Below are 20,244 nucleotides of genomic sequence, written 5' to 3'. Positions count from 1 at the left end.
TCTGCCACATTGATGTCAATGTCTGTGCTCAAAGCGCCGTTGTTGGCATTTATGCCATCGCGATCCGAACCCACAACATTCCCTGTCGCGGTGATAGAAAGCGCACCAGTACCGCCATTATTGGCGAAAATGCCAGTCGAACCACCTGAAACGTCGACGACGTCAATGGTCAGATTGGTTCCGTTGTTTGAAGCATTGATCCCGTTGGCAGTGGTGCCGGTGACTTGGCCTGTCGTCGTAATCGAGAGCGCGCCATTGGCATTATTCTCAGCGGAAATTCCTCTTCCATTCCCGATAATCGAAGAGGCATTCTGATCGTCAAATGTTAAATCGCCAGCCCCTCCGCCACCTACTGATATATCAAATCCGTCACCGATTGCCGCATTGATCCCGAAACCCGGCTGAGTTGTCACTGACAGTGATCCAGGATCTGTCAGGATCTGTGACAGGTCACTTCCTGTCGCGGCACCTGTACAGCTATAGACGCCTGCGGAAACAACCGTACACGACCCAGCCATCGCAGAACCGGTCATGATCCCATAAACGGCTGTGCTGGCAAGCAGCGCAAGTTTAACCTTTTTGCGCCCAATCCCGGCATTCGAAGTCTTCTTGGTTGGTTTTATGATCATGCTGTCCCCTAAGAACTGTAAAAAAACCAGCGCAATTTCAGCGAGGCAACCCGATTTCTCCGGGTCATAAGTGATAGGATCTAGTTCTTCGGTTCCCCATCGGAATAAGACTCTGAAACTTGTTATCTTCACTTGGAGTTTAAAATTGCCTGCAGCGAATACAATATCAATAAAAGACACTAGCTAACACTTACTGGCACTTTGGAATTTTTGAGCTATTATGGTCGCCAAGTCTATGTATTCTTTTAGTTATTTGAATTCAAATTAAGACCGTACGGCCTGTAATTGCCACCTAAAGATAAGAGGCTACTACTTATTGATATTGCCAATGCTGTTTGAAGGGAATTGATGGCAAGGACCGTTACATGGCAGACCTTCGCAAAAGCCCAGTGACTTGGTGGAAGGCAAGTGTCAATTGAGCTCTTATCGGTTTTGGAGTTTAAGCATCGACAGCAAATAATGCGAAACTATTTCATGCACGGGCGGGACCAACGGAATATCCGAAACGATTACTTTTGGGCTTGAGATCGATGTGAACGCCAAGATGCGTATTTTCTGTAACTGTCGCTAAGGCTATGCAAAAAGATCGACAAACGAAGAAGTCTGCCGCGTCAATTGGTTCATAAACGGCGACATGGTTTCGGCGATTGCATCGTCATGACGGATAGCGCGGCCTAAAGTTATGAACAGAACCGCCGACGGCGAAAGCACCACGGAGTAATTTCTTTGACAATGTTCAAGCGTGGCCGCGCTTGGGGATATCGCGCCGTAAGTCAAAAAGAGCCAGATGCTGAAGAAAGAGGGTCACAGAAAAAATGATTGAAACGACTAGGGTTCTTAAGCTACTCAACGCATTAAGGGATCGTCATAAAACTGTCTAAAAAACGTCGTGCAGCTGGAGGGGAATTTTTATCTTATGCTACTTTCTGTAGAGGGAATTGTCGAAAAAGGCCTTGGTTATCATTCTCGCTTGCATATTCCGGGTAGCAAAGAAATTGATTCCGCTCCCGACGACTGGCCTATCCAGTTTGCTGCGGGTTCTCTGAATATTTTTGTGCCAACACTTCCTCAGGAGGTCTCCGGGCGTCAAGGCTTCAAAGCGCTGGACAAGGGAAAGTTTCCTGCTGCTTTCAGTATACCTCAGCACGCAATCGGAAATAAGAGCCTCCGTAAAAAATTCTTTAAGCCTCGACGCGGAACCGGGCAGGCATGGAGAGCAATCTTATCGGCCAACGCAGGAACACAGAATGTCTGGGTATTCCGCCGTATTGGCTCTCACATGCGCTATCATCTCGAACTAATCTCGCCATTTATTCTTCGTGAACAGCTTCGACTGTCTGACGGCGATCGTGTTAAACTCACGATGGTTGATAAGTTCGAACTCGGACATCTATGAAGCGGACTTACTGAAAACCTCGTTTTCTTGTTTCTTACTGACCTAAGCTTCGCCACCTGAGGACTCATAACACCTCCCAAGGCGTCGGAATGTCTGCGGATGGGAAATTGAAATTATGGATCCTCGGCCAGAATTCGTTCGATTTCCAATATTCGTTCATCACGACGAATGAGCCTCTTGCTGCGTCGACCGAATAATTTCTTCTTTGACGTGGCTTGGCGGCTTGCTTGGAGCTGCTCGATAAAAACCTCTTCAGAAAAGCCGTTCTTGAACCGATCAAAAACCCAGCAGAATGAAACCGGTAGCCGTGCGACGGTGAGGCGTTCGTCCGAAATCGTTGCCAAGATTTCTTGCAAAGTCACTTGGTCCCAGATTTCCGGCTGACTGTCGCACGCTTTTTTCCACTCACGCAGCAATTCGACGACTTCCGGGGTGTCCGCAAGGAAAATGGTTGCTGAAATTAGTTTGCCTTCATGCGAATAAAAAACCCCTATATCGGCGTCAATTGCATTGATATGCGGCCAGGGATCGTTATGGAAGACAGCGTCGACGTCGACATATAACAAGGGTCCACGGTGTTGTTCTCGGGCTTTCAAAAGGAATGTGGGCTTCAAAGCCGCATTTCTTACCCACGAGCCTGCGCTTTCAATAGGGCTGGTTTCGACCGTAAGCCCCAAGCGCCTGGCCGACTTTTCCATGCGTTTCGCTTCGTCTTCATAAAACGAATTTCGCGTATAAAACCCGACAACTCTGCCGTTTGTTTGCAATGATGGCGTCAATTTATCAAAAGTCGGAAAAGGCCGGACAAAACGCCTATATTCGGGCGTGATCGCGCAGAACTTACGTCGAATAGTGTCTAGGAAAGACATAGGGGATCCAAACTCAGTTTTCACTGCCTTGTTCATTCGTTGGTCGGGTGCGATAAAGTCAATTATTCGCCACTATCAGAAGACAGCAGGCTTTCTTCTATTGACGATGACGACAGCTCTAAGAATGTGGCGAATTTATAGAAGTGCACGTCTGCTGAACGCAGAGCCACATCTCCTTGAGGACAGGACTTATTCCTCTGGTTTTCCGTCTCCGATAGAATTCACGTTCAGGAGGGCGCCTTGGGTTTTCAGGCCCCCGACACGTAAGACGAGTTTTTTCGCGAAATACTGAGCCTGAACGTTGCTGCCGCTACGCCTTAAAGAGAGCGTCTTACGCAACTCGGTTCGTGGAGATCAGCACTGGGGAGGCACTCAGATGCCGAAAGGGGCTCCCATATCGATCGCCTTTCATTCAACTGGATAGAAGCGCGCGTTGTTGACAATCAGGATAAAGATGAAATTGTCAGCTCATCCTTCGAAACGTACAAGCGAACGAGTTTGATATCGCCAAAGAAAATCAGCCCGCGGCGGGGCGATCATTACCGAAGAACCCGAGCGATAACTCAATTCCGGCAATCTTTGCCATTAGTTATCGCCAAGACTGCGAGAAATATCTCCGACCGCCTGCGACATAGTTGAAGGTGATGAAGTGCGACGGACATCATCCGCCGCACGGGTTACTTTAGTCGTCGTAGCGCCAGCCGCGAACAGGCTCACCAGTTGCTGGATTAAAATCGGCTTGGACCTGCATGCCATTGGCGTCCACCGCACTGATTTCGTATAGACCATCATCCATCTCGACTTCGCGAACCTTATAACCGTTTCCTTCAATTTTCTTGATGATCTGGCTGATACTCATCCAATCAGCTGTGCCGGAACCGGCGGCCTGTATTGTCTGCGCGTTTACAATTCCGGAAAAGATAATTGGCGCGAGGCCTGCGGCGGCAATCGTCGAAAGAATGTTACCCATGATATACGCTCCATTGTGTGTCCGTGGTTTACTTGGCTCAAGGCCAGGTGACGCTGGCTCTTTTCGCAAACCTCACCTGACACTCCGCATTCATTCGTTGTCAGGGTTCTGTCAGGATCGTGGGTGTAGAATTCTGAAATGCGTACACTCTTAGTCATCTCTTTTCTCTTTTTAGCAGCGCCGTCTCTTGCCGAAGACAGCCAGGATCGTGCCCGTGACGCATTGGAACGCGGTGATATTCTGCCCCTATCGAGAATTCTCGATGTCGCTAAGCGGGATGCGGGTGGACGTGTGATTAACGTTGAACTTGACCGCGATGATGGACGCTTTATTTACGAAGTCGAAATTATCACGTCCGATGGCCGGTTGTTGGAACTTTCCATCGATGCGGCGACCGGTAGGATCCTTGATCGGGATTTCGAGGACGACTGATGCGAGTGTTAGCTGTCGAAGATGATTCCCGCATTGCCGAAAGCATCAGGCTAGCACTCGAGGGCGCTGGCATGCGAGTAGAGCAAACGTCCAATGGGGAGAATGCCTGGTTTCTTGGCGATACGGAAGATTTTGATCTCGTCATACTTGATCTCGGCCTTCCAGGAATGGACGGACTTTCCGTGCTCAAGCGTTGGCGGGCCAACGGACGCCACATGCCAGTGTTGATACTAACCGCCCGTGGCTCCTGGCAGGAGCGTGTGGAAGGCATAGAAGCCGGAGCCGATGACTATCTCCCGAAGCCGTTTCGCATGGAAGAACTTATTGCCCGCGTCCGTGCTTTGATGCGCCGGGCAGGAGGTCTCGGATCTGCAGTACAAGAGTTCGGCGATCTCGTGATCGATCTCAACCGTATGAATGTCACACGTAAAGGCTGCCCGGTGAACCTCACCTCGCTGGAATGGCGAGCATTTGCCTACCTCGTTCTCAATCGTGCACGTATCGTACCGGCTGGCGAGCTCGTTGAACATCTTTATGGAGATGATGGTCGCGAGGCGAATGCGCTCGAAGCGGTCATCGCTCGGCTTCGCAGAAAACTCGGCGAGGGAGTGGTGGGTACTCGGCGCGGTTTTGGGTATTTCTTCGTGGAGACGGTCAAGTGAATGGCATTTCACTGCGATTGCGCCTGTTATTGATCGGCGGAGCCGCAATCATCCTCTCCCTTGGTGCTGCAGCCGCAGCACTATCCATTCTGTTTGGTCACCATGTTGAGCGGCGTGCGGCAGCGGAGCTTCAGCTTCAACTTGAGCAGGTCGTGGCCGGACTTGCGCGCGAACCGACTGGCCTTTCAATTCGTATGCCCCCTGTGGATCCTCGCTTCTCACGTCCCTATGGGGGGCTGTACTGGCAGGTTAAAACTGATGAGCAGACGCTCCGCTCGCGTTCCCTTTGGGATCAAACACTCGAGTTCGCGAGCGATGACCAGGTTCCAATTCAAAAAATTACCGGTCCAGAAGGCGCAAGTCTCTTAGCACTCCATAGGACTGTACGGCTTCCGGCACGGTTGGGTGGGGCCGCAGCTCAAGTGATTGTCGCGATGGACCGAAGCGAACTCACAGTCGCCAGACGAGCCTTTGTTGCAGATATGGCACCTTATCTGGGTGCTCTCGCACTGGCACTTATAGCAGCGCAGATCGCTCAACTCGTTTACGGACTGAGGCCTTTGATCCGCATTCGTGAACGTATAGGCCAATTGCGCGCGGGTCGGGCGTCGCGTATGGGGGCGGAATGGCCATCGGAGATGCTTCCGCTAGCTAATGAAATCGACGCGCTGCTTGAAGCCAGAGAAACCGACATCAAGCGCGCCCGTTTGCGAGCGGGCGATCTCGCGCATGGACTGAAAACTCCACTACAAGCACTACTTGGCGAAACACAGTACCTGCATCAAAATGGCGAAGCGCGCATCGCCTCGTCCATCGAGGACATCGTAGATACGATGCGCTCACATGTTGAACGAGAACTTGCGCGCGCGCGGACTGCCACAACATCGAGCTCAAGCTGCGATGTTGCCTCAACCGTGGAGCGCATTAATGCTGTGCTGAGCCGCACACCCAATGGCCGCAGTCTCATCTGGAACGTTCACGCTGAGACAAATCTTTCTGCAACCATTGATGCGGCCGATCTTGCGGAAGCGCTCGGAGCGCTGGTTGAGAATGCAGTTCGCCATGCTCGCTCGGCTATATTTATAGAGGTCACAAAACATGACCAACGCATAAAGATATTAATTGGTGACGATGGTGGCGGTGTGCCCCCGGAACGTCTGACTGAAATCGCGCGTCGCGGCTGCAGGCTCGACGAGCAACTTCCTGGTGACGGCCTGGGAATTGCCATCGCGACGGAAATAATTGAGGGGGCCAAAGGCACTCTAAAGCTGCAAAACGGGACCAAGGGGCTAATGGCCACCATCGATTTGCCCTTAAGCACCCCCAAAAACTGAGCGCTCTGAGGTGATTTTTACGCTGCAATTTGCTAAGTTGGGACACTTAATGTCGTGTTAAAATTGAGCGCTCGCTGAGGGCTTCGTCCCCGCTTATCCTTCAAGAATGCGTTGAGAGTGCTAATTAAAGCAAATTCAAGATTGCAGCCTCTTTGGACGAAATTGGCTACAAACGCTCTTATAAGTCCTTTCGGAGGATAGGCCTGTTACTTATAAGGCTCCTCGCTGAGCGCCAGGAGCCATGAAGCTAACTCACTTCAGACGCTTTTTTTCGGCAAAACCCAATCCGGGCGTGCGAAGTGGCAAGTGTATCCATTTGGAATACGCTCGAGGTAATCCTGATGCTCAGGTTCCGCCTCCCAGAAATCACCAACTGGCTCAACTTCAGTGACGACCTTGCCTGGCCATAGGCCCGACGCATCAACATCTGAAATCGTGTCCAGCGCCGTCGCCTTTTGCTCATCATTTGTGAAATAAATTGCCGAACGATAGCTGGTGCCTAGATCGTTTCCCTGACGATTTTGGGTGGTCGGATCGTGAATTTGAAAGAAAAACTCCAGTAGCTGGCGGTAGGAGATTTTCATTGGATCGAAATTGATCTCAATTGCTTCCGCGTGGGTGCCGTGATTGCGGTAAGTGGCATTTGGTACGTCGCCGCCGGTATAGCCGACGCTGGTCGCAACAACACCCGGCATCCTGCGGATAAGGTCCTGCATACCCCAGAAGCAACCGCCGGCGAGGACAGCACGTTCGATTGTCATTTTATGTCCTCCACCTGATCGAGATAGTCTCCATAACCTTGTTCGTTCATTTGGTCACGCGGCACGAAACGCAGCGAGGCAGAGTTGATACAGTAACGCAAGCCGCCCCGATCAATCGGTCCATCAGTGAAAACGTGGCCAAGATGGCTGTCGCCATGGCTTGAACGCACTTCTGTGCGGATCATGCCGTGGCTGACGTCACGCAATTCACTGACATTTGCGGGCTCGATTGGTTTGGTGAAGCTTGGCCATCCACAACCAGACTCGTATTTGTCCGATGAGGCGAACAGCGGTTCTCCTGAGACAATATCAACGTAAATGCCCGGCTCCTTATTATACAGAAGTGCACCAGTACCCGGTCGCTCCGTCGCGCTCTCCTGCGTTACCCGATATTCTTCTGGCGACAGCTTGGCTATTGCCTCATCGGTCTTTTTGTATGCAGCCATCAAATCTTCCTTCTCAAACTCTGTTACATAAGATGGATATTTCAATCGAGGTTGTCCAATAAAACAACCGCTACCGCTCAGCCTCGGATCAGCCGGCGAGATACTGGATGCGAGAAAGAAAATGAAGAATATCAGGTCAGGATGCAAAGCCCCCACCGCAATGCAGGAGGTGGCATTGCCTCAATGAGCCGACTTACTTGCGGGGAGCCTATCGTGAGGAGGGAGAAGGGGAGCTTGAGGCGAGGGAATGAGGCGGAGCTCATCGCGTCGATGCGCGGCCTGATGTAGCACTCAGGTGCTTGGCCTCAGCGCCCACGATCAGTTTGGTGAAATCGCCAGCTTTATAGCCCCTCTTGAGCGGATGGGCGCAGGCATATGTGAAACAAATGCCGATGTTAAGCTTTACGGGGTGATTGATGATTTTGCCGAACTGATGACCGGCGTCGAGGACCTTAGTTCCAACATCGCAGGTCGTAGCTTCATTTGCCTCCAGACCGGTCGACCATCTGGTGAACTGTTTTCAGCAATTCATCTCCAGCGACTTGGATAGCCGCTCGCTGACAGGCCGATCGGCTTTGCAACTGGCAATTTCCTGGCGCAGCGCGATTTTGACCGCATCGGTTTCGTTGTTTTTGTCAGGTCGACCGGCTCCTCAGTGATCTTGGTGACCTCTTGATCTTTCGTGAAAAGGGCAATCGGGATATCTCCTTATGAAGAGATGACGATATCCCAAGAAGTTATAGGGTCTACGATAAAGGGGCTAGGCTGCCTTATATTGTTCGCCCTTGTCAGGGCGATGAGCCCGGCTGCTGGTATCAGGTGAACAAGAATACACAATTGACAGTCTACCTACTAGAAGGTAGATAGAAGTTTATGAGCAACATTCTGTCAAACTACGATCATATCCTTGTCAGCGCGCGTGAGCTAATTGTCCGTGGTGGTTACAACGGTTTCAGTTATGCGGACATCGCCGAGATCGTCGGCATTCGCAAGGCTAGTATTCATCACCATTTTCCAACCAAGCTCGACTTGGTCCTAACCCTTGTCAACCAGTATCGTCTAAATGCAGAGACCGGAATTGCGCAGCTCGAGCAAAACGTCACAGATCCGGTCGATCAACTGCGTGCGTTTGTTGATCATTGGGCCCAGTGCATCGAAGACGGTAGCCGCCCATTTTGTGTTTGCGCGCTTTTGGCAAGCGAACTGCCGCTTCTACCCCGAGAAATCGCCATCGAAGTCAATGCTTACTTCCAGCTCCTCTCGAAATGGCTGGCTCGGGTATTCGAATCCGCCTCAAAACTAGGACGCATCCATATTTCGCGCGCGCCGGAGGTGGAGGCGGAAGTCTTTATGGCAATGGTTCACGGAGCCATGTTGTCTGCGCGTGCATTCGCAGACCCCGGCAAGTTTTCGTTGATCACAAACGCAGCATTGGACAGTCTAGCACCTAGGCACTGACTGCTAATTGGGAGTTCCTGTCCGATAGGCTGCGAAATACACCCAAAGCCATCGTCGTCGCAATGCCAGACTACCAACTAGAAGGAAGGCGTTATTCTGACGCAAAGCGAATTTCAGGTTCACGAATAATCCGTGGACCACTCAACCAAGAGCCAAAACAATCGCCACCACCTGGAAAGGAACTAAAGTGTTCGGAATCTCAACGCTCGGCTGGCTTCATACACTGGGAAGCCTTCCTGCAATACCCGCAGCAATCTACATGATTTTTCGATATGGGCGCGTCAAGCCGGACAGCCTAGCAGGGAGGATCTACTTTGTTTGCATGGTGATCGGCAGTTTGACGATCTTTCTCGTCGCAAAAGCCCCCATCAGCCCAGCCATTGCGGTCATCACTTTGCTTTGTCTGGTCACTGGTTACACGATGCACAGGTTCACATTTCTCGGACGCCTTCGAAAGTACCTTGAAACCCTGCTTCTCAGCCTCAGCGTGTTTTTGCTCATGGTTCCTTCTGTCTCGGAAACGCTTCGCCGTGTACCAGATGGCCACCCGATTGCATCCGATCCAAACTCGATCGTGCTGAAAGCCGCCCTGGGAACAGTAGCCACAATATTCGTTTTGGGCCTGGCAACCCAGTTTTTCTTCCTGGCGCGGCAGGCAACAAGGAAGCCTCGAAATTTGGTCTGAACTGGCGTCTCGGACTAACCTGAGTGAGCGAAGGCTACAATTGGAGGCCCCTGTAAACCTTATGGGTCGGCCGCTTTGTGTGAGCGTCCTATCACTTGGCACAATGCCTACTCAGGTCACGCAAGCCTATTTTCATTTTCTACATAAACAAAATGCTCATTGCAGAATTTCAAATCAGTGGAGGTATTTTCCACCTAAACGAACGTCGGCGTTATGAAAGCGACAAATAAATATATGCCGGATATTGAAGAGACGTGAAATCATCACGTCTAATCAGTACCGGCATTACGCTCGGATCGCCGTTCGAACGAGCAGGTTCTAATAACCTACTGCAGCACCAGCGACGGCACGGCTGTCTATAGCGCCGTAATAGCGGTTGTCACCGCCCTTTTCGATAGCTGCCATGTCCTTGCCGCCGATAAGGATGCCTGCTGCCTCTCCCCAAACCGGCCAGTCATCGTCTTCACCAACCGTATAGCCCATACCGGTCAGCAGCCGGATCGTATCCGGAGAAAGCGCATTCGCTTCGATATAGACCCGGTCAGGCAACCACTGATGATGAATGCGCGGTGCATCAATCGCCTCCTGAATATCCATGCCATGATCGATGACATTCATGATCGCCTCGAGCGTGATCGTGATGATGCGCGAGCCGCCGGGGCTGCCGATAACCATGAACGGTTTACCATCCTTCGACACGATGGTTGGGCTCATCGAGGACAACGGTGACTTGCGTGGTTGAATGGCATTGGCTTCCCCTTGTATGAGACCATAGAGATTGGCCACACCTGGCTTGATGGTGAAGTCGTCCATCTCGTTATTAAGGAGAATGCCGGTACCTTCAGCCACCTTGGCCGTGCCGAAGGATCCGTTGAGAGTATAGGTCACAGCGACCGCGTTGCCATCCTTGTCGACAATGGAATAATGCGTGGTTTCGTTGGATTCCTTGAATTCGGCTGGCTTCAGAGCCTCGCTGACACCAGCGCGATAAGGATCGATGCGGCCACGGATCTCTTCGGCATAAGACTTGCTGGTGAGTTTCTCGATTGGATTTTCGACGAAGTCGGGGTCACCCAATGCCGTATTTCGGTCAACATAGGCGTGGCGCATCGCTTCCACCATCAAACGTGTGGTTTCTGCTGAGCCGTAGCCAAGATAGGAAATCGGATAGCCCTCCAGCACGTTCAGGATTTCGCAGATGATTAGTCCGCCCGAAGAAGGCGGAGGCGATGAAACGATGTCGTAGCCGCGATAGCTGCACTTGATCGGCTCAAGCTCACGGACCTTGTATTGCTCGAAATCGGCCTTGGCGAGAATGCCGCCATTTTCCATGCTCGATCTGACAATCAGATCGGCAATATTACCTTGATAGAAGGCGTCGGGACCTTTTTCCGAAATCAATGAGAGCGATTTCGCCAGGTCCGGCTGGACGAGCTTTTCCCCCAAGGAAAGCGGCTTTCCGTCTTTCAAGAAGATTTTCGCCGCTGCCGGATCGTTCGCCAGTCTTTCATTGCCATCAGCAAAGGAGAGAATATCGCCCAGTTCCAACGTGAAGCCGTCCTTGGCAAGCTTCAGTGCTGGGTCGATCAACTCCTCGCGCTTGCGGGTGCCATATTTTTCGCGCGCTTCCTCAAGGCCAGCCACTGTGCCTGGAACGCCGATGGCGAGATAAGTTTCAGTGCTGGCGCCTTCAACCGGCTTGCCATCCTTGTCTAGATACATAGTCTTGGTGGCTGCGAGCGGTGCGCGCTCGCGAAAATCGAGAAAAGTACTTTTGCCGTCCTTGAAGCGGATGGTCATGAAACCTCCACCGCCGAGATTACCGGCAGTCGGGTAGACAACAGCCAGCGCGTAGCCAACCGCGACAGCCGCATCGACGGCATTGCCGCCCTTCTTCAGCACATCGATACCGACCTGCGAGGCAAGGTGCTGGGCCGTCACCACCATGCCATTCTGGCCTTCCGCCGGTGCTGGTGATGCCGCGTGAACTGAAGGCAGATGTCCGGCAATAGCGATAATAGCGGCAAGGGAAAATGATTTCAGTCCGTAATGCGGCATGTCTTTTCCTCCCATGTAGTCTACCATGTGGTCGGACAATAGCGTGCGAGAAATTTCAGGCGAAAGCAAGCACGACAAAGCTTGGCTACATGATTCCACAAATAGTGCGTGAGGCGATACTAATGTGCCAACTTTGTGGATTGAAGTTTTATAATGTCTGACACTGTTGCCTGCATGACTGCAATCCCTCGGTAACTGCCTGGAGCTGATTAATATCTTGTCTCATTTCGCAGATAAATCAAAAGCCTAGAAAGGCCGCAGGCTCAGCTTGTGAGTTCATATCACGTGAAGGCGAGGGGCTATTTTCGCCATGATGAGATCGCTAACTAACAGTACTGGCAATTTGGCAGAAGAACGCTGATTTCGCGCGAAACTTCATGCTTCAATAAAAAATGTAGATGATTGAAGGTTTTCGACCATGGCGATCAACATTACCAATGACGAAGCGGATAAGCTCATTCGCAAGTTTGCAGCGCTCACCGGACGCAATCTGACGGATGCGATTATATTAGCAGTCAACGAGGCTATCGATAGCCGTGTTAATGCTGAAACACCGTTGGAAACTGCCGAACGTTTGCGAAAGAAGCATGGAATGCGCCTCACAGATCAGGCGAAAAACCCTCTCCCTCAAGCGGTCTTTAACGACATGTGGGATGACAATTAATGTTTGTCGATGCTTGCGCCCTGATCGCACTTGCGACCAAAAAGCCAGAAGCGATAAGCGTTTCAAACGCACTGACAAATTCCAAGACGCGCCTCACATCACCGGTCGCAGTGCTGGAAACAGTTATTGCTTTATCACGTCCAGATAAGTTCGATTGCACGCCTACACAGGCCGAAGCTTTCCTCATGGACTTGCTGGATTCGCGCAATATCAAACTGGTGGATTTGCCGGTTGGCAAGAGTGCAGCGAGCCTTTCCATCGGGGCAATCGAGAAATATGGCAAGGGCGCGAGGCGGCTTAATCTGGGCGATTGTCTGCATTACGCCTGCGCAAAATATTATCGTGTTCCCATTCTCGCCACCCATGACGAGTTTCGGCAAACAGATTTGGAAACCGTACCCTAAACGGGGTGCAAAGCCTGTGAGATTGATAACGTTGCGATCCCTATTCGCCATTATTGGCGCTCAGGATCGACGTTAATGTGGTTTTTGTCGTTGCTGGACAGCGGCGATATATGCCTCAATCACTGCATCGCAGCTTAGTCATCATTGACCTTGAAGGTAGTACGTCCTCAGCTCCAGATCCAAGTTTCAACATGTGGCAAAATGGGATTTTCGTCATATCTGGTGTGTTGGGCTGACTTTAAAATCCAATACGTGCGCTTATAACATCGTCACATGTGTACGATTAGTTATTCGCAGAGATCTTATCAACAATTGAGTGAATAGCGCTTTCGAAACCACAGGCTTCAGCTCAATTTTCGTCCCGTTTCCGAAACAAACGTCGTAAGACGATCTACAATTGCGTCAGATTTAACGCAGACTGACCGCATAATGAGTAGTGGTGGTTAAACATCGCGACTGTCGCAACTCGACTGGTTTGTCTTCAAGGTCGACTGCAACGCGTTGAATTGCCAGCAATGGATGGCCAAGTGGGCACGCCAGTCTCTGCGCATCTATTTCATCCGCAACGGTCGCCCTTAGTTGCTCGTCGGCCCTGGCGATTGTGATACCCCAGCGCGCAGATATCAACTGATAGATATTGTTCGGGATAGCATCCAAGGCGTCGAACCCCGGAAACCGGTCCTTCGGAAGCCATATGACTTCGTTGATCACAGGATTTCCCGCAAGCGTGCGCACGCGTTCTACTCGTAGCATCATGGTACCCGGCGGTAATTCGAGGGACTGCGACACGTTGGCAGGCGCTTGAACTGCTCTCGTCGCGAGCGTCAGGGATTGTGGGAAGTCAGTTTCCCCTCCATCCAGCACCAAGCGAAAAAACTGGAACATGATCCTCGAGTCTTCCGGTTGCGCGACGAAAGTACCTCGTCCTTGCCGCCGTACCAGGAGATTGTCCGCCGTCATTGCATCCAGAGCCTTTCGGACCGTTCCTTGGCTTACGCTGAGACTGCGGGCGATCTCTTGTTCGCTGGGCAGGATCATTCCCGGCGTCCATTCACCCGTCACAAGCCGGCGCACCAACTGGTCGCGCACTTGGGCATACAACGGTTTGGGACCGATTGGTGCGCCGCTTTCCTGTTTTAATTTGTTCATTTCTTACTCTGCAAGCCCCGTTTTCTCGCCCCGAGATGGGCGCGTTCGCGATTCTATCGCAAGACGATTGACAGGAAAAGCCTCTTATGTCTTCTATAAGACGTCTTATATAAGACATAAGAGTTTAACAATTCATCACCCTGCGTGACGTGGCTTGAGAGGAGCACACCCGTGTCCATTCCCCAACTGTTGATTCATGAGGCTGGAGACAACGTCGGCGTCGTCGTCGTCGAAGGCCTGAAAGCCGGCACGAACATGTTGTGCGTCGTCACGCACGACAACTCCAGCTTCAAGATGGTTGCCCATGACGATGTGCCGATCGGTCACAAGATCGCGTTGGCCGATCTCAAGATCGGGGACACTGCGATGAAGTACGGCGAAGACATCGGAAAGTTCGTCGCCGACGTCGCCAAGGGCAGGCATGTCCACACCCACAACCTCAAGACGAAGCGCTGGTAGGAGAGCGGACCGATGACCACAAAATATTCCAACATGACTTTCATGGGCTACAGGCGCGAAAATGGCCGCGTAGGCGTCCGCAATCATGTCGTGATCTTGCCCGTCGACGATATTTCCAACGCGGCTTGCGAGGCCGTGGCGAACAATATCAAGGGCACGCTCGCCATTCCCCATTCCTACGGGCGCCTGCAGTTCGGAGCCGACCTCGAACTACACTTCCGCACGATCATCGGCACTGGCGCGAACCCCAACGTCGCGGCCTGTGTCGTGATCGGTATCGAACCTGGCTGGACCAAGCGGGTTGCCGATGGCATTGCCAAGACGGGCAAGCCTGTCGCTGCCTTCTCGATCGAGCAGAACGGCGACCTGAAGACGATCATGGATGCTTCGCGTTCCGCCAAGGAATTCGTGCATTTCGCCTCCGAGCTTCAGCGTGAGGAGTGCTCGATCTCGGAACTCTGGATCTCGACGAAATGCGGAGAGAGCGACACGACGACCGGTCTCGGCTCCTGCCCGACGGTCGGCAACATGTACGACAAGCTGCTTCCCGAAGGGATCTACGGTTGCTTCGGCGAGACATCCGAGATCACCGGCGCCGAACACATTTGCAAGGCGCGCGCAATCAATCCCGAAGTCGGCGAGCGCTGGTACAAGATGTGGAAGGCCTATTCCGATGACGTGATCTTCGCGCACCAGACCGACGACCTGTCGGAAAGCCAGCCCACCAAGGGCAACATCGAAGGGGGCCTGACCACGATCGAGGAGAAGGCGCTCGGCAACCTTGAAAAGATCGGGCGCACGTCGAAATATATCGACATCCTCGACGCGGCCGAGGCTCCGGCCTCGGGCAACGGACTTTACTTCATGGATAGCTCCTCGGCGGCGGCCGAATGCGTCACGCTGATGGCGGCTGGTGGTTATGTCGTTCACACCTTCCCGACAGGGCAGGGCAATGTCATCGGCAACCCAATCTTGCCTGTGGTCAAGATCACCGCAAATCCACGCACCGTCCGGACGATGTCCGAGCACGTCGACGTCGATGTGTCCGGCATTCTTCGCCGGGAAATGACCATCGATGAAGCCGGTGATGCTCTCATCGACATGATCCGGCGTACCGCGAGCGGCCGCAACACCGCGTCCGAGGCGCTTGGCCACCGCGAATTTTCGATGACCAAGCTCTATCGCAGCGCCTGACCACCGGTGTCGGCCCGCTCTCACAAAAAGTGCGGGCCGACGATCGGGTGGTGACACTGCCAAAGTATCTTCAAGAGAGGCAGAAATCGATGAACTCGGAACTGTCGGCGCGGACTGAAATCAAGCACATGACCGTAAGGGCAAGACTCTCGAATGTGAAAAATCACGTGCTCCAGATCCGCTATGGTGTCGGCATCTTAGGTGCGCGGATCACGGCCGAGCAGATGGTGAGCCTCCGCGCCGTACCGGTCATCCTGGTCGGAGCGACGATAGCCGCGAACATCGTGTGATTGGCTTATTTCGAGGGTTATGCCGCTCGGGCGCAGGGCGTCCGCATAGGGTAAAGGCTGCGTACAAAATTTTTAACCAAAGAGAAAGAGTGTCCATGAAAATCGGCGCACTTCGGGAAAAAGTTGAAGGCGAGAATCGGGTCGCGATGACGCCGGACAGTGCATTGCTGCTGCAGAAGCTGGGCCATGATTGTTTTGTAGAAGCGGGCGCGGGCGTGAAGGCGGGCATTTCGGATGACGCCTATCGCGCGGCCGGCGTGACGGTTGTCGACGATGAGGGCGCGCTGTTTGTGGCCTCGGATGTCGTAACGAAGGTTCGTCCGCCGGAGCCCTTCGAGGTCGCGCACCTCGTTACCGGACATACGCTGCTCTCCTTCTTCTATCCCGCCCAGAACGCCGAACTCCTGGAGCAGGCCTGTTCGACGGGTGCGAACATCATCGCGATGGACATGGTGCCGCGTATCAGCCGAGCGCAAAAGATGGACGCGCTGTCCTCCATGGCCAACATCGCCGGTTACCGAGCAGTGATCGAGGCGGGCAACAATTTCGGCCGCTTCTTCACCGGCCAGATCACCGCCGCCGGCAAGGTGCCGCCGGCGAAGGTCCTGGTCATCGGCGCTGGCGTCGCAGGCCTCGCCGCCATCGGCGTCGCCGTCTCGCTCGGCGCGCAGACCTACGCTTTCGACGTGCGCGCGGAAGTGGCCGAGCAGATCGAGAGCATGGGCGCCGAGTTCGTCTTTCTCGATTTCGATGGCGGCGTGCAGGATGGGGCCGCGACCGGCGGTTATGCCGCCCCGTCCTCGCCGGAATTCCGAGAGAAGCAACTGGCCAAGTTCCGCGAACTCGCGCCGCAGATCGACATCGTCATCACCACGGCGCTGATCCCCGGACGCGACGCGCCGAAACTGTGGCTTGCCGACATGGTGGCGGCGATGAAGCCCGGCTCCGTCGTTGTCGACCTTGCCGCCGAGCGCGGTGGCAATTGCGACCTGACCGTCGCCGACCAGAAGATCGTCTCGCCGAACGGCGTCACCGTCATCGGTTATACGGACTTCCCGAGCCGCATGGCCGCGCAGTCCTCGGCGCTCTACGCCACCAATATCCGCCACATGCTGACCGACTTGACTCCCGGAAAGGACGGCCGGATCGTGCACAATATGGAGGACGATGTCATCCGCGGGGCGACCGTCGCCTTCAAAAGCGCGATCACCTACCCGCCACCACCGCCGAAGATCGCGGCGATCGCTGCCCAGAAGCCTAAGGAAAAGGTGAGGGAGCCGACGCCGGAGGAAAAGCGCGCCGCCGAGGCTGCCGCCTTCAAGGCGGATACGAAGAACCAGCTGATGCTGCTCGCCGCCGGCACGGCGCTGCTCCTGATGGTTGGAGCCTTCGCGCCCGCGGCCTTCATGAGCCACTTCATCGTCTTCGTGCTCGCCTGCTTCGTCGGCTTCCAGGTGATCTGGAACGTCTCGCATTCGCTGCACACGCCGCTGATGGCCGTCACCAATGCTGTCTCCGGCATCGTCATTCTCGGCGCGCTCCTGCAGATCGGGTCAAGCAACTGGCTTGTGATGGTATTGGCGGCGCTCTCCGTGCTGATCGCCACGATCAACATCGTCGGCGGCTTCCTCGTCACCCGGCGCATGCTCGCCATGTTCCAGAAGTCGTGATCGGGGGATTTGCATCATGACCATCGGTATCGTTTCGGCCGCCCATATCGCGGCAGCAGTTCTCTTCATCCTTTCGCTCGGCGGCCTCTCAGGCCAGGAGAGCGCCAAGCGCGCTGTCTGGTACGGCATCGTCGGCATGTGCCTTGCGGTCGTCGCCACGGTGTTCGGGCCGGATGTCGGCAACGGGGTCGTCGTCGTCCTAATGATCGCCGGCGGTGCGGTGCTCGGCCATTTCGTCGCCTCGCGCGTGCAGATGGCCGAAATGCCGCAGCTCGTCGCGTCACTGCATAGCTTCGTTGGTCTGGCCGCCGTGTTCATCGGCTTCAACGCCCATCTCGAGGCAGCGAATGTCGCCGGCCTCGACGAGGCTGCGCGTGCGACGCTGACCGGCTTTGCCAAGTTGCTGGCCCACAAGGAGCCGGTTGAACTGGCGATTATGAAGGTTGAGGTCTTCCTCGGTGTGTTCATCGGCGCAGTTACCTTCACCGGCTCGGTCATCGCCTTCGGCAAGCTGGCCGGCAAGGTCGACGGCAAGGCGAAGAAGCTGCCCGGCGGGCATCTCTTGAATGCCGGTGCCGCAGCCCTGTCGATCCTGTTGCTGTTGCTCTATGTCAATGGTGCCGGCGTCTGGACGCTGGTGCTGATGACGCTGGCCGCTTTCTTCATCGGCTATCACCTGATCATGGGCATCGGCGGCGCAGATATGCCGGTCGTTGTCTCAATGCTGAACAGCTATTCCGGCTGGGCGGCCGCGGCCATCGGCTTCACGCTGGGCAACGACCTACTGATCGTCACCGGCGCGCTGGTCGGCTCTTCGGGAGCGATCCTATCCTACATCATGTGCAAGGCGATGAACCGCTCCTTCATCTCGGTCATTCTCGGCGGCTTCGGCGCAACGACCAGTCCGCAGATGGAGATCTTAGGTGAACAGATCGCCATCGATGCGGAGGGCGTTGCCGCCGCCCTCAACGACGCCGACAGCGTCATCATCGTGCCGGGCTATGGCATGGCGGTGGCGCAGGCTCAGCAATCTGTCTCGGAATTGACGCGCAAGCTGCGCGCCGCCGGCAAGTACGTGCGCTTCGCAATCCATCCCGTCGCCGGCCGTCTGCCGGGGCACATGAACGTGCTGCTCGCCGAAGCCAAGGTGCCCTACGACATCGTTCTGGAAATGGACGAGATCAACGAGGACTTCCACGAGACCGATGTGGTCATCGTCATCGGCTCGAATGACATCGTCAACCCGGCGGCGCAGGACGATCCGAACTCGCCAATATCGGGTATGCCGGTTCTGGAAGTCTGGAAGGCCAAGCAGGTGTTCGTGTCGAAGCGCGGGCAGGGCACCGGATACTCCGGCATCGAGAACCCGCTGTTCTTCAAGGACAACACCCGCATGCTCTACGGCGACGCGAAGAAGTCGGTTGGCGAGTTGCTGGCGATGGTCAATTAGCGGGGAGGCTTCGTAATGAAGGGCTTTACCTCCGATACGCTACACAACCCGCCTGCACCGCGAGGCAGCCTGATAGGTCTCCCCGAGATTAGCTCAAGCGCGCTGCTGCCTCTAACCGCGAGGAGGCGCGGTCGACTTGCGCGCGATCAGTTCAACATCCAGCATTGTAGAACGGGGCGCTTGCGGTGCTCTGAGCATTTCAAGGATACGCATTGCCGCCAGATCACCCATATTGGCGGCGGGAATGTGCACGGTCGTCAGAGCAGGTGCCACGTGCTCGGAAAACTCGAGATTGTCTATTCCCGCAATGGACATGTCTGTGGGCACTGCAATCCCTTGTGCTTGCGCCTCGATCATCGCCCCCGTCGCCAGAATATCGATCAGGCCGATTATCGCTGTCGGCGTATTGGCGTGCGTCAGCAAGCGATTGCAGCCGGACCTGCCCCCCGCGATGGAGATTGGCTGTTCGAGAACGTTCGTCTCACCGAGGGGCACGCCGCGTCGTTCAAGGGCATTCCGAACCCCCTCGAGGCGTTGGCGTTGGCGATCATTGTTCCGACGTTCGCCCGTCAGGACACCGAAGTGGCGGTGCCCGAGGTCAAGGAGATGGTTCGCCACCAACTCGCCGGCCTTCACGTTGTCGACGCAAACGCTGTCTCGCCCTTCCATCGCGCACCAGGTCAGGACCGTTGGAGTTCCGGTGCTGTCAACCAGTTTCCAAAGACCTTCCGGACGATCGGCGCCGACGAGAACAAGACCATCGACCCCCTGGCCGATCAACTTGCTTGCAGCGAGCTCTTCAAGAAATGGATCGTAGTCGTGAGACGCGACAAGGAGCTGGAATCCCGCATTCGAAAGCGCCTTTTGCATCGCATGCAGTGCTCTGGAGAACATCGGGCTATCGAGGGTCGGCACGACGACGCCAACACTGTTGGAGCGCCCGGAAACGAGCGCCCGGGCTTTCGCATCGGGGATATAGCCCAGCGATTTAGCCACCGCGCGGATGGTGCGCAGCGTCTCCTGCCTGACCAATTCAGGATTGGAAATCGCCCGGGAGACGGTGGCGGGTGACACGCCGGCCGCTTTGGCGACGTCCGCGAGGGTGGCTTTGGAATTCTTCACGGAAACCTCCGGCGAGAAATGAAAGAAATTTCATATCCTTTTCGCCGGAAGCATGCAAATAAAATCGTGTTATTCGAGACTATTAGAAGATTAGGCTATGCCAGACATTGACAATATGATGCAAAAATGAAAGCGTTTGCAT

The 20,244-nt window shown here is 54.3% G+C and carries 21 protein-coding genes; 14 read left to right on the top strand and 7 right to left on the bottom strand.

Features of this window, described 5'->3' with window-relative positions; translation table 11 throughout:
• The first annotated feature begins 1,518 nt into the window (after positions 1 to 1,518).
• On the top strand, positions 1,519 to 2,025 hold the full coding sequence (locus tag KMS41_23595) for a CTP-dependent riboflavin kinase (GenBank protein ID QWK80696.1): 507 nt from the start codon (positions 1,519 to 1,521) through the stop codon (positions 2,023 to 2,025).
• Between the two features lie 113 nt (positions 2,026 to 2,138).
• On the opposite strand, the gene KMS41_23590 is transcribed toward KMS41_23595, so the two are convergent.
• On the bottom strand, positions 2,139 to 2,894 hold the full coding sequence (locus tag KMS41_23590; GenBank protein QWK80695.1) for a glycosyltransferase family 77 protein: 756 nt from the start codon (positions 2,892 to 2,894) through the stop codon (positions 2,139 to 2,141).
• A 682-nt stretch (positions 2,895 to 3,576) separates the two neighbouring features.
• Complete coding sequence (locus KMS41_23585; GenBank protein ID QWK80694.1) at positions 3,577 to 3,864, bottom strand: PepSY domain-containing protein; 288 nt, start codon at positions 3,862 to 3,864, stop codon at positions 3,577 to 3,579.
• Between the two features lie 138 nt (positions 3,865 to 4,002).
• Here KMS41_23585 and KMS41_23580 point away from each other — a divergent pair, with 138 nt between their 5' ends.
• From KMS41_23580 to KMS41_23570, 3 genes are read left to right on the top strand one after another with little or no spacing between them, the layout of a single operon-like run.
• Positions 4,003 to 4,296, top strand: a complete 294-nt coding sequence (locus KMS41_23580) for a PepSY domain-containing protein (GenBank protein QWK80693.1) — start codon at positions 4,003 to 4,005, stop codon at positions 4,294 to 4,296.
• A complete protein-coding gene (locus KMS41_23575) occupies positions 4,296 to 4,958 on the top strand; it encodes a response regulator transcription factor (protein QWK80692.1) in 663 nt (220 codons plus the stop codon). Before KMS41_23580 ends, KMS41_23575 begins: the two co-directional genes overlap by 1 nt.
• Positions 4,955 to 6,292, top strand: coding sequence for a HAMP domain-containing histidine kinase (locus tag KMS41_23570; GenBank protein ID QWK80691.1), 1,338 nt, complete (start codon positions 4,955 to 4,957; stop codon positions 6,290 to 6,292). The genes KMS41_23575 and KMS41_23570 overlap by 4 nt, the downstream gene beginning before the upstream one ends.
• A gap of 257 nt (positions 6,293 to 6,549) precedes the next feature.
• Here the strand turns inward: KMS41_23570 and msrA are convergent, their stop codons facing one another.
• Both msrA and msrB read right to left on the bottom strand, forming a co-directional pair.
• Positions 6,550 to 7,053, bottom strand: coding sequence for a peptide-methionine (S)-S-oxide reductase MsrA (msrA, locus tag KMS41_23565; protein QWK80690.1), 504 nt, complete (start codon positions 7,051 to 7,053; stop codon positions 6,550 to 6,552).
• Entirely contained in the window at positions 7,050 to 7,499 is a 450-nt protein-coding gene (gene msrB / locus KMS41_23560) for a peptide-methionine (R)-S-oxide reductase MsrB (protein QWK80689.1), read from the bottom strand. Before msrB ends, msrA begins: the two co-directional genes overlap by 4 nt.
• A 295-nt stretch (positions 7,500 to 7,794) precedes the next feature.
• Here msrB and KMS41_23555 point away from each other — a divergent pair, with 295 nt between their 5' ends.
• From KMS41_23555 to KMS41_23545, 3 genes are all read left to right on the top strand, one after another.
• A complete protein-coding gene (locus tag KMS41_23555; protein ID QWK80688.1) occupies positions 7,795 to 8,049 on the top strand; it encodes a hypothetical protein in 255 nt (84 codons plus the stop codon).
• A 323-nt stretch (positions 8,050 to 8,372) separates the two neighbouring features.
• On the top strand, positions 8,373 to 8,957 hold the full coding sequence (locus tag KMS41_23550) for a TetR/AcrR family transcriptional regulator (protein ID QWK80687.1): 585 nt from the start codon (positions 8,373 to 8,375) through the stop codon (positions 8,955 to 8,957).
• Positions 8,958 to 9,144: 187 nt separating this feature from the next.
• Positions 9,145 to 9,642, top strand: a complete 498-nt coding sequence (locus KMS41_23545; GenBank protein QWK80686.1) for a hypothetical protein — start codon at positions 9,145 to 9,147, stop codon at positions 9,640 to 9,642.
• 318 nt (positions 9,643 to 9,960) lie between these two features.
• Here the strand turns inward: KMS41_23545 and ggt are convergent, their stop codons facing one another.
• Complete coding sequence (ggt, locus tag KMS41_23540; GenBank protein QWK80685.1) at positions 9,961 to 11,700, bottom strand: gamma-glutamyltransferase; 1,740 nt, start codon at positions 11,698 to 11,700, stop codon at positions 9,961 to 9,963.
• A 418-nt stretch (positions 11,701 to 12,118) separates the two neighbouring features.
• On the opposite strand from ggt, the gene KMS41_23535 reads away from it, so the two are divergent.
• Both KMS41_23535 and KMS41_23530 read left to right on the top strand, forming a co-directional pair.
• Complete coding sequence (locus KMS41_23535) at positions 12,119 to 12,364, top strand: type II toxin-antitoxin system VapB family antitoxin (GenBank protein QWK80684.1); 246 nt, start codon at positions 12,119 to 12,121, stop codon at positions 12,362 to 12,364.
• Complete coding sequence (locus KMS41_23530) at positions 12,364 to 12,768, top strand: type II toxin-antitoxin system VapC family toxin (GenBank protein QWK80683.1); 405 nt, start codon at positions 12,364 to 12,366, stop codon at positions 12,766 to 12,768. Before KMS41_23535 ends, KMS41_23530 begins: the two co-directional genes overlap by 1 nt.
• 408 nt (positions 12,769 to 13,176) lie before the next feature.
• Here the strand turns inward: KMS41_23530 and KMS41_23525 are convergent, their stop codons facing one another.
• Entirely contained in the window at positions 13,177 to 13,917 is a 741-nt protein-coding gene (locus KMS41_23525) for a GntR family transcriptional regulator (protein QWK80682.1), read from the bottom strand.
• Between the two features lie 171 nt (positions 13,918 to 14,088).
• On the opposite strand from KMS41_23525, the gene KMS41_23520 reads away from it, so the two are divergent.
• From KMS41_23520 to KMS41_23500, 5 genes are all read left to right on the top strand, one after another.
• Positions 14,089 to 14,376 (top strand): UxaA family hydrolase, encoded by a 288-nt coding sequence (locus KMS41_23520; GenBank protein ID QWK80681.1) that lies wholly within the window; start codon positions 14,089 to 14,091, stop codon positions 14,374 to 14,376.
• 12 nt (positions 14,377 to 14,388) lie between these two features.
• Positions 14,389 to 15,570: a UxaA family hydrolase gene (locus KMS41_23515; protein QWK80680.1), complete on the top strand. Its 1,182-nt coding sequence runs from the start codon at positions 14,389 to 14,391 to the stop codon at positions 15,568 to 15,570.
• 89 nt (positions 15,571 to 15,659) lie between these two features.
• Positions 15,660 to 15,860 (top strand): hypothetical protein, encoded by a 201-nt coding sequence (locus KMS41_23510; GenBank protein QWK80679.1) that lies wholly within the window; start codon positions 15,660 to 15,662, stop codon positions 15,858 to 15,860.
• 95 nt (positions 15,861 to 15,955) lie between these two features.
• Positions 15,956 to 17,530: a Re/Si-specific NAD(P)(+) transhydrogenase subunit alpha gene (locus KMS41_23505; protein QWK80678.1), complete on the top strand. Its 1,575-nt coding sequence runs from the start codon at positions 15,956 to 15,958 to the stop codon at positions 17,528 to 17,530.
• A 16-nt stretch (positions 17,531 to 17,546) separates the two neighbouring features.
• Positions 17,547 to 18,980 carry an NAD(P)(+) transhydrogenase (Re/Si-specific) subunit beta gene (locus KMS41_23500; protein QWK80677.1) on the top strand — a complete coding sequence of 478 codons (1,434 nt, stop codon included), beginning with the start codon at positions 17,547 to 17,549 and terminating at the stop codon, positions 18,978 to 18,980.
• Positions 18,981 to 19,091: 111 nt separating this feature from the next.
• Here the strand turns inward: KMS41_23500 and KMS41_23495 are convergent, their stop codons facing one another.
• Positions 19,092 to 20,102 carry a LacI family DNA-binding transcriptional regulator gene (locus KMS41_23495; protein ID QWK80676.1) on the bottom strand — a complete coding sequence of 337 codons (1,011 nt, stop codon included), beginning with the start codon at positions 20,100 to 20,102 and terminating at the stop codon, positions 19,092 to 19,094.
• Positions 20,103 to 20,244: the final 142 nt, after the last annotated feature.

The sequence above is a fragment of the Ochrobactrum sp. BTU1 genome (genome assembly GCA_018798825.1).
In the GTDB taxonomy this organism is placed as follows: Bacteria; Pseudomonadota; Alphaproteobacteria; order Rhizobiales; family Rhizobiaceae; genus Brucella.
This window is presented reverse-complemented; position numbering and strand designations above follow the sequence as displayed.

Bases quoted from the DNA above. Each gene is read 5' to 3' on its own strand.
- KMS41_23590 (QWK80695.1), bottom strand. From the start codon at position 2,894: ATGTCTTTCCTAGACACTATTCGACGTAAGTTCTGCGCGATCACGCCC.
- KMS41_23585 (QWK80694.1), bottom strand. From the start codon at position 3,864: ATGGGTAACATTCTTTCGACGATTGCCGCCGCAGGCCTCGCGCCAATT.
- KMS41_23580 (QWK80693.1), top strand. From the start codon at position 4,003: ATGCGTACACTCTTAGTCATCTCTTTTCTCTTTTTAGCAGCGCCGTCT.
- KMS41_23575 (QWK80692.1), top strand. From the start codon at position 4,296: ATGCGAGTGTTAGCTGTCGAAGATGATTCCCGCATTGCCGAAAGCATC.
- msrA (QWK80690.1), bottom strand. From the start codon at position 7,053: ATGACAATCGAACGTGCTGTCCTCGCCGGCGGTTGCTTCTGGGGTATG.
- msrB (QWK80689.1), bottom strand. From the start codon at position 7,499: ATGGCTGCATACAAAAAGACCGATGAGGCAATAGCCAAGCTGTCGCCA.
- KMS41_23550 (QWK80687.1), top strand. From the start codon at position 8,373: ATGAGCAACATTCTGTCAAACTACGATCATATCCTTGTCAGCGCGCGT.
- ggt (QWK80685.1), bottom strand. From the start codon at position 11,700: ATGCCGCATTACGGACTGAAATCATTTTCCCTTGCCGCTATTATCGCT.
- KMS41_23535 (QWK80684.1), top strand. From the start codon at position 12,119: ATGGCGATCAACATTACCAATGACGAAGCGGATAAGCTCATTCGCAAG.
- KMS41_23530 (QWK80683.1), top strand. From the start codon at position 12,364: ATGTTTGTCGATGCTTGCGCCCTGATCGCACTTGCGACCAAAAAGCCA.
- KMS41_23525 (QWK80682.1), bottom strand. From the start codon at position 13,917: ATGAACAAATTAAAACAGGAAAGCGGCGCACCAATCGGTCCCAAACCG.
- KMS41_23515 (QWK80680.1), top strand. From the start codon at position 14,389: ATGACCACAAAATATTCCAACATGACTTTCATGGGCTACAGGCGCGAA.
- KMS41_23510 (QWK80679.1), top strand. From the start codon at position 15,660: ATGAACTCGGAACTGTCGGCGCGGACTGAAATCAAGCACATGACCGTA.
- KMS41_23505 (QWK80678.1), top strand. From the start codon at position 15,956: ATGAAAATCGGCGCACTTCGGGAAAAAGTTGAAGGCGAGAATCGGGTC.
- KMS41_23500 (QWK80677.1), top strand. From the start codon at position 17,547: ATGACCATCGGTATCGTTTCGGCCGCCCATATCGCGGCAGCAGTTCTC.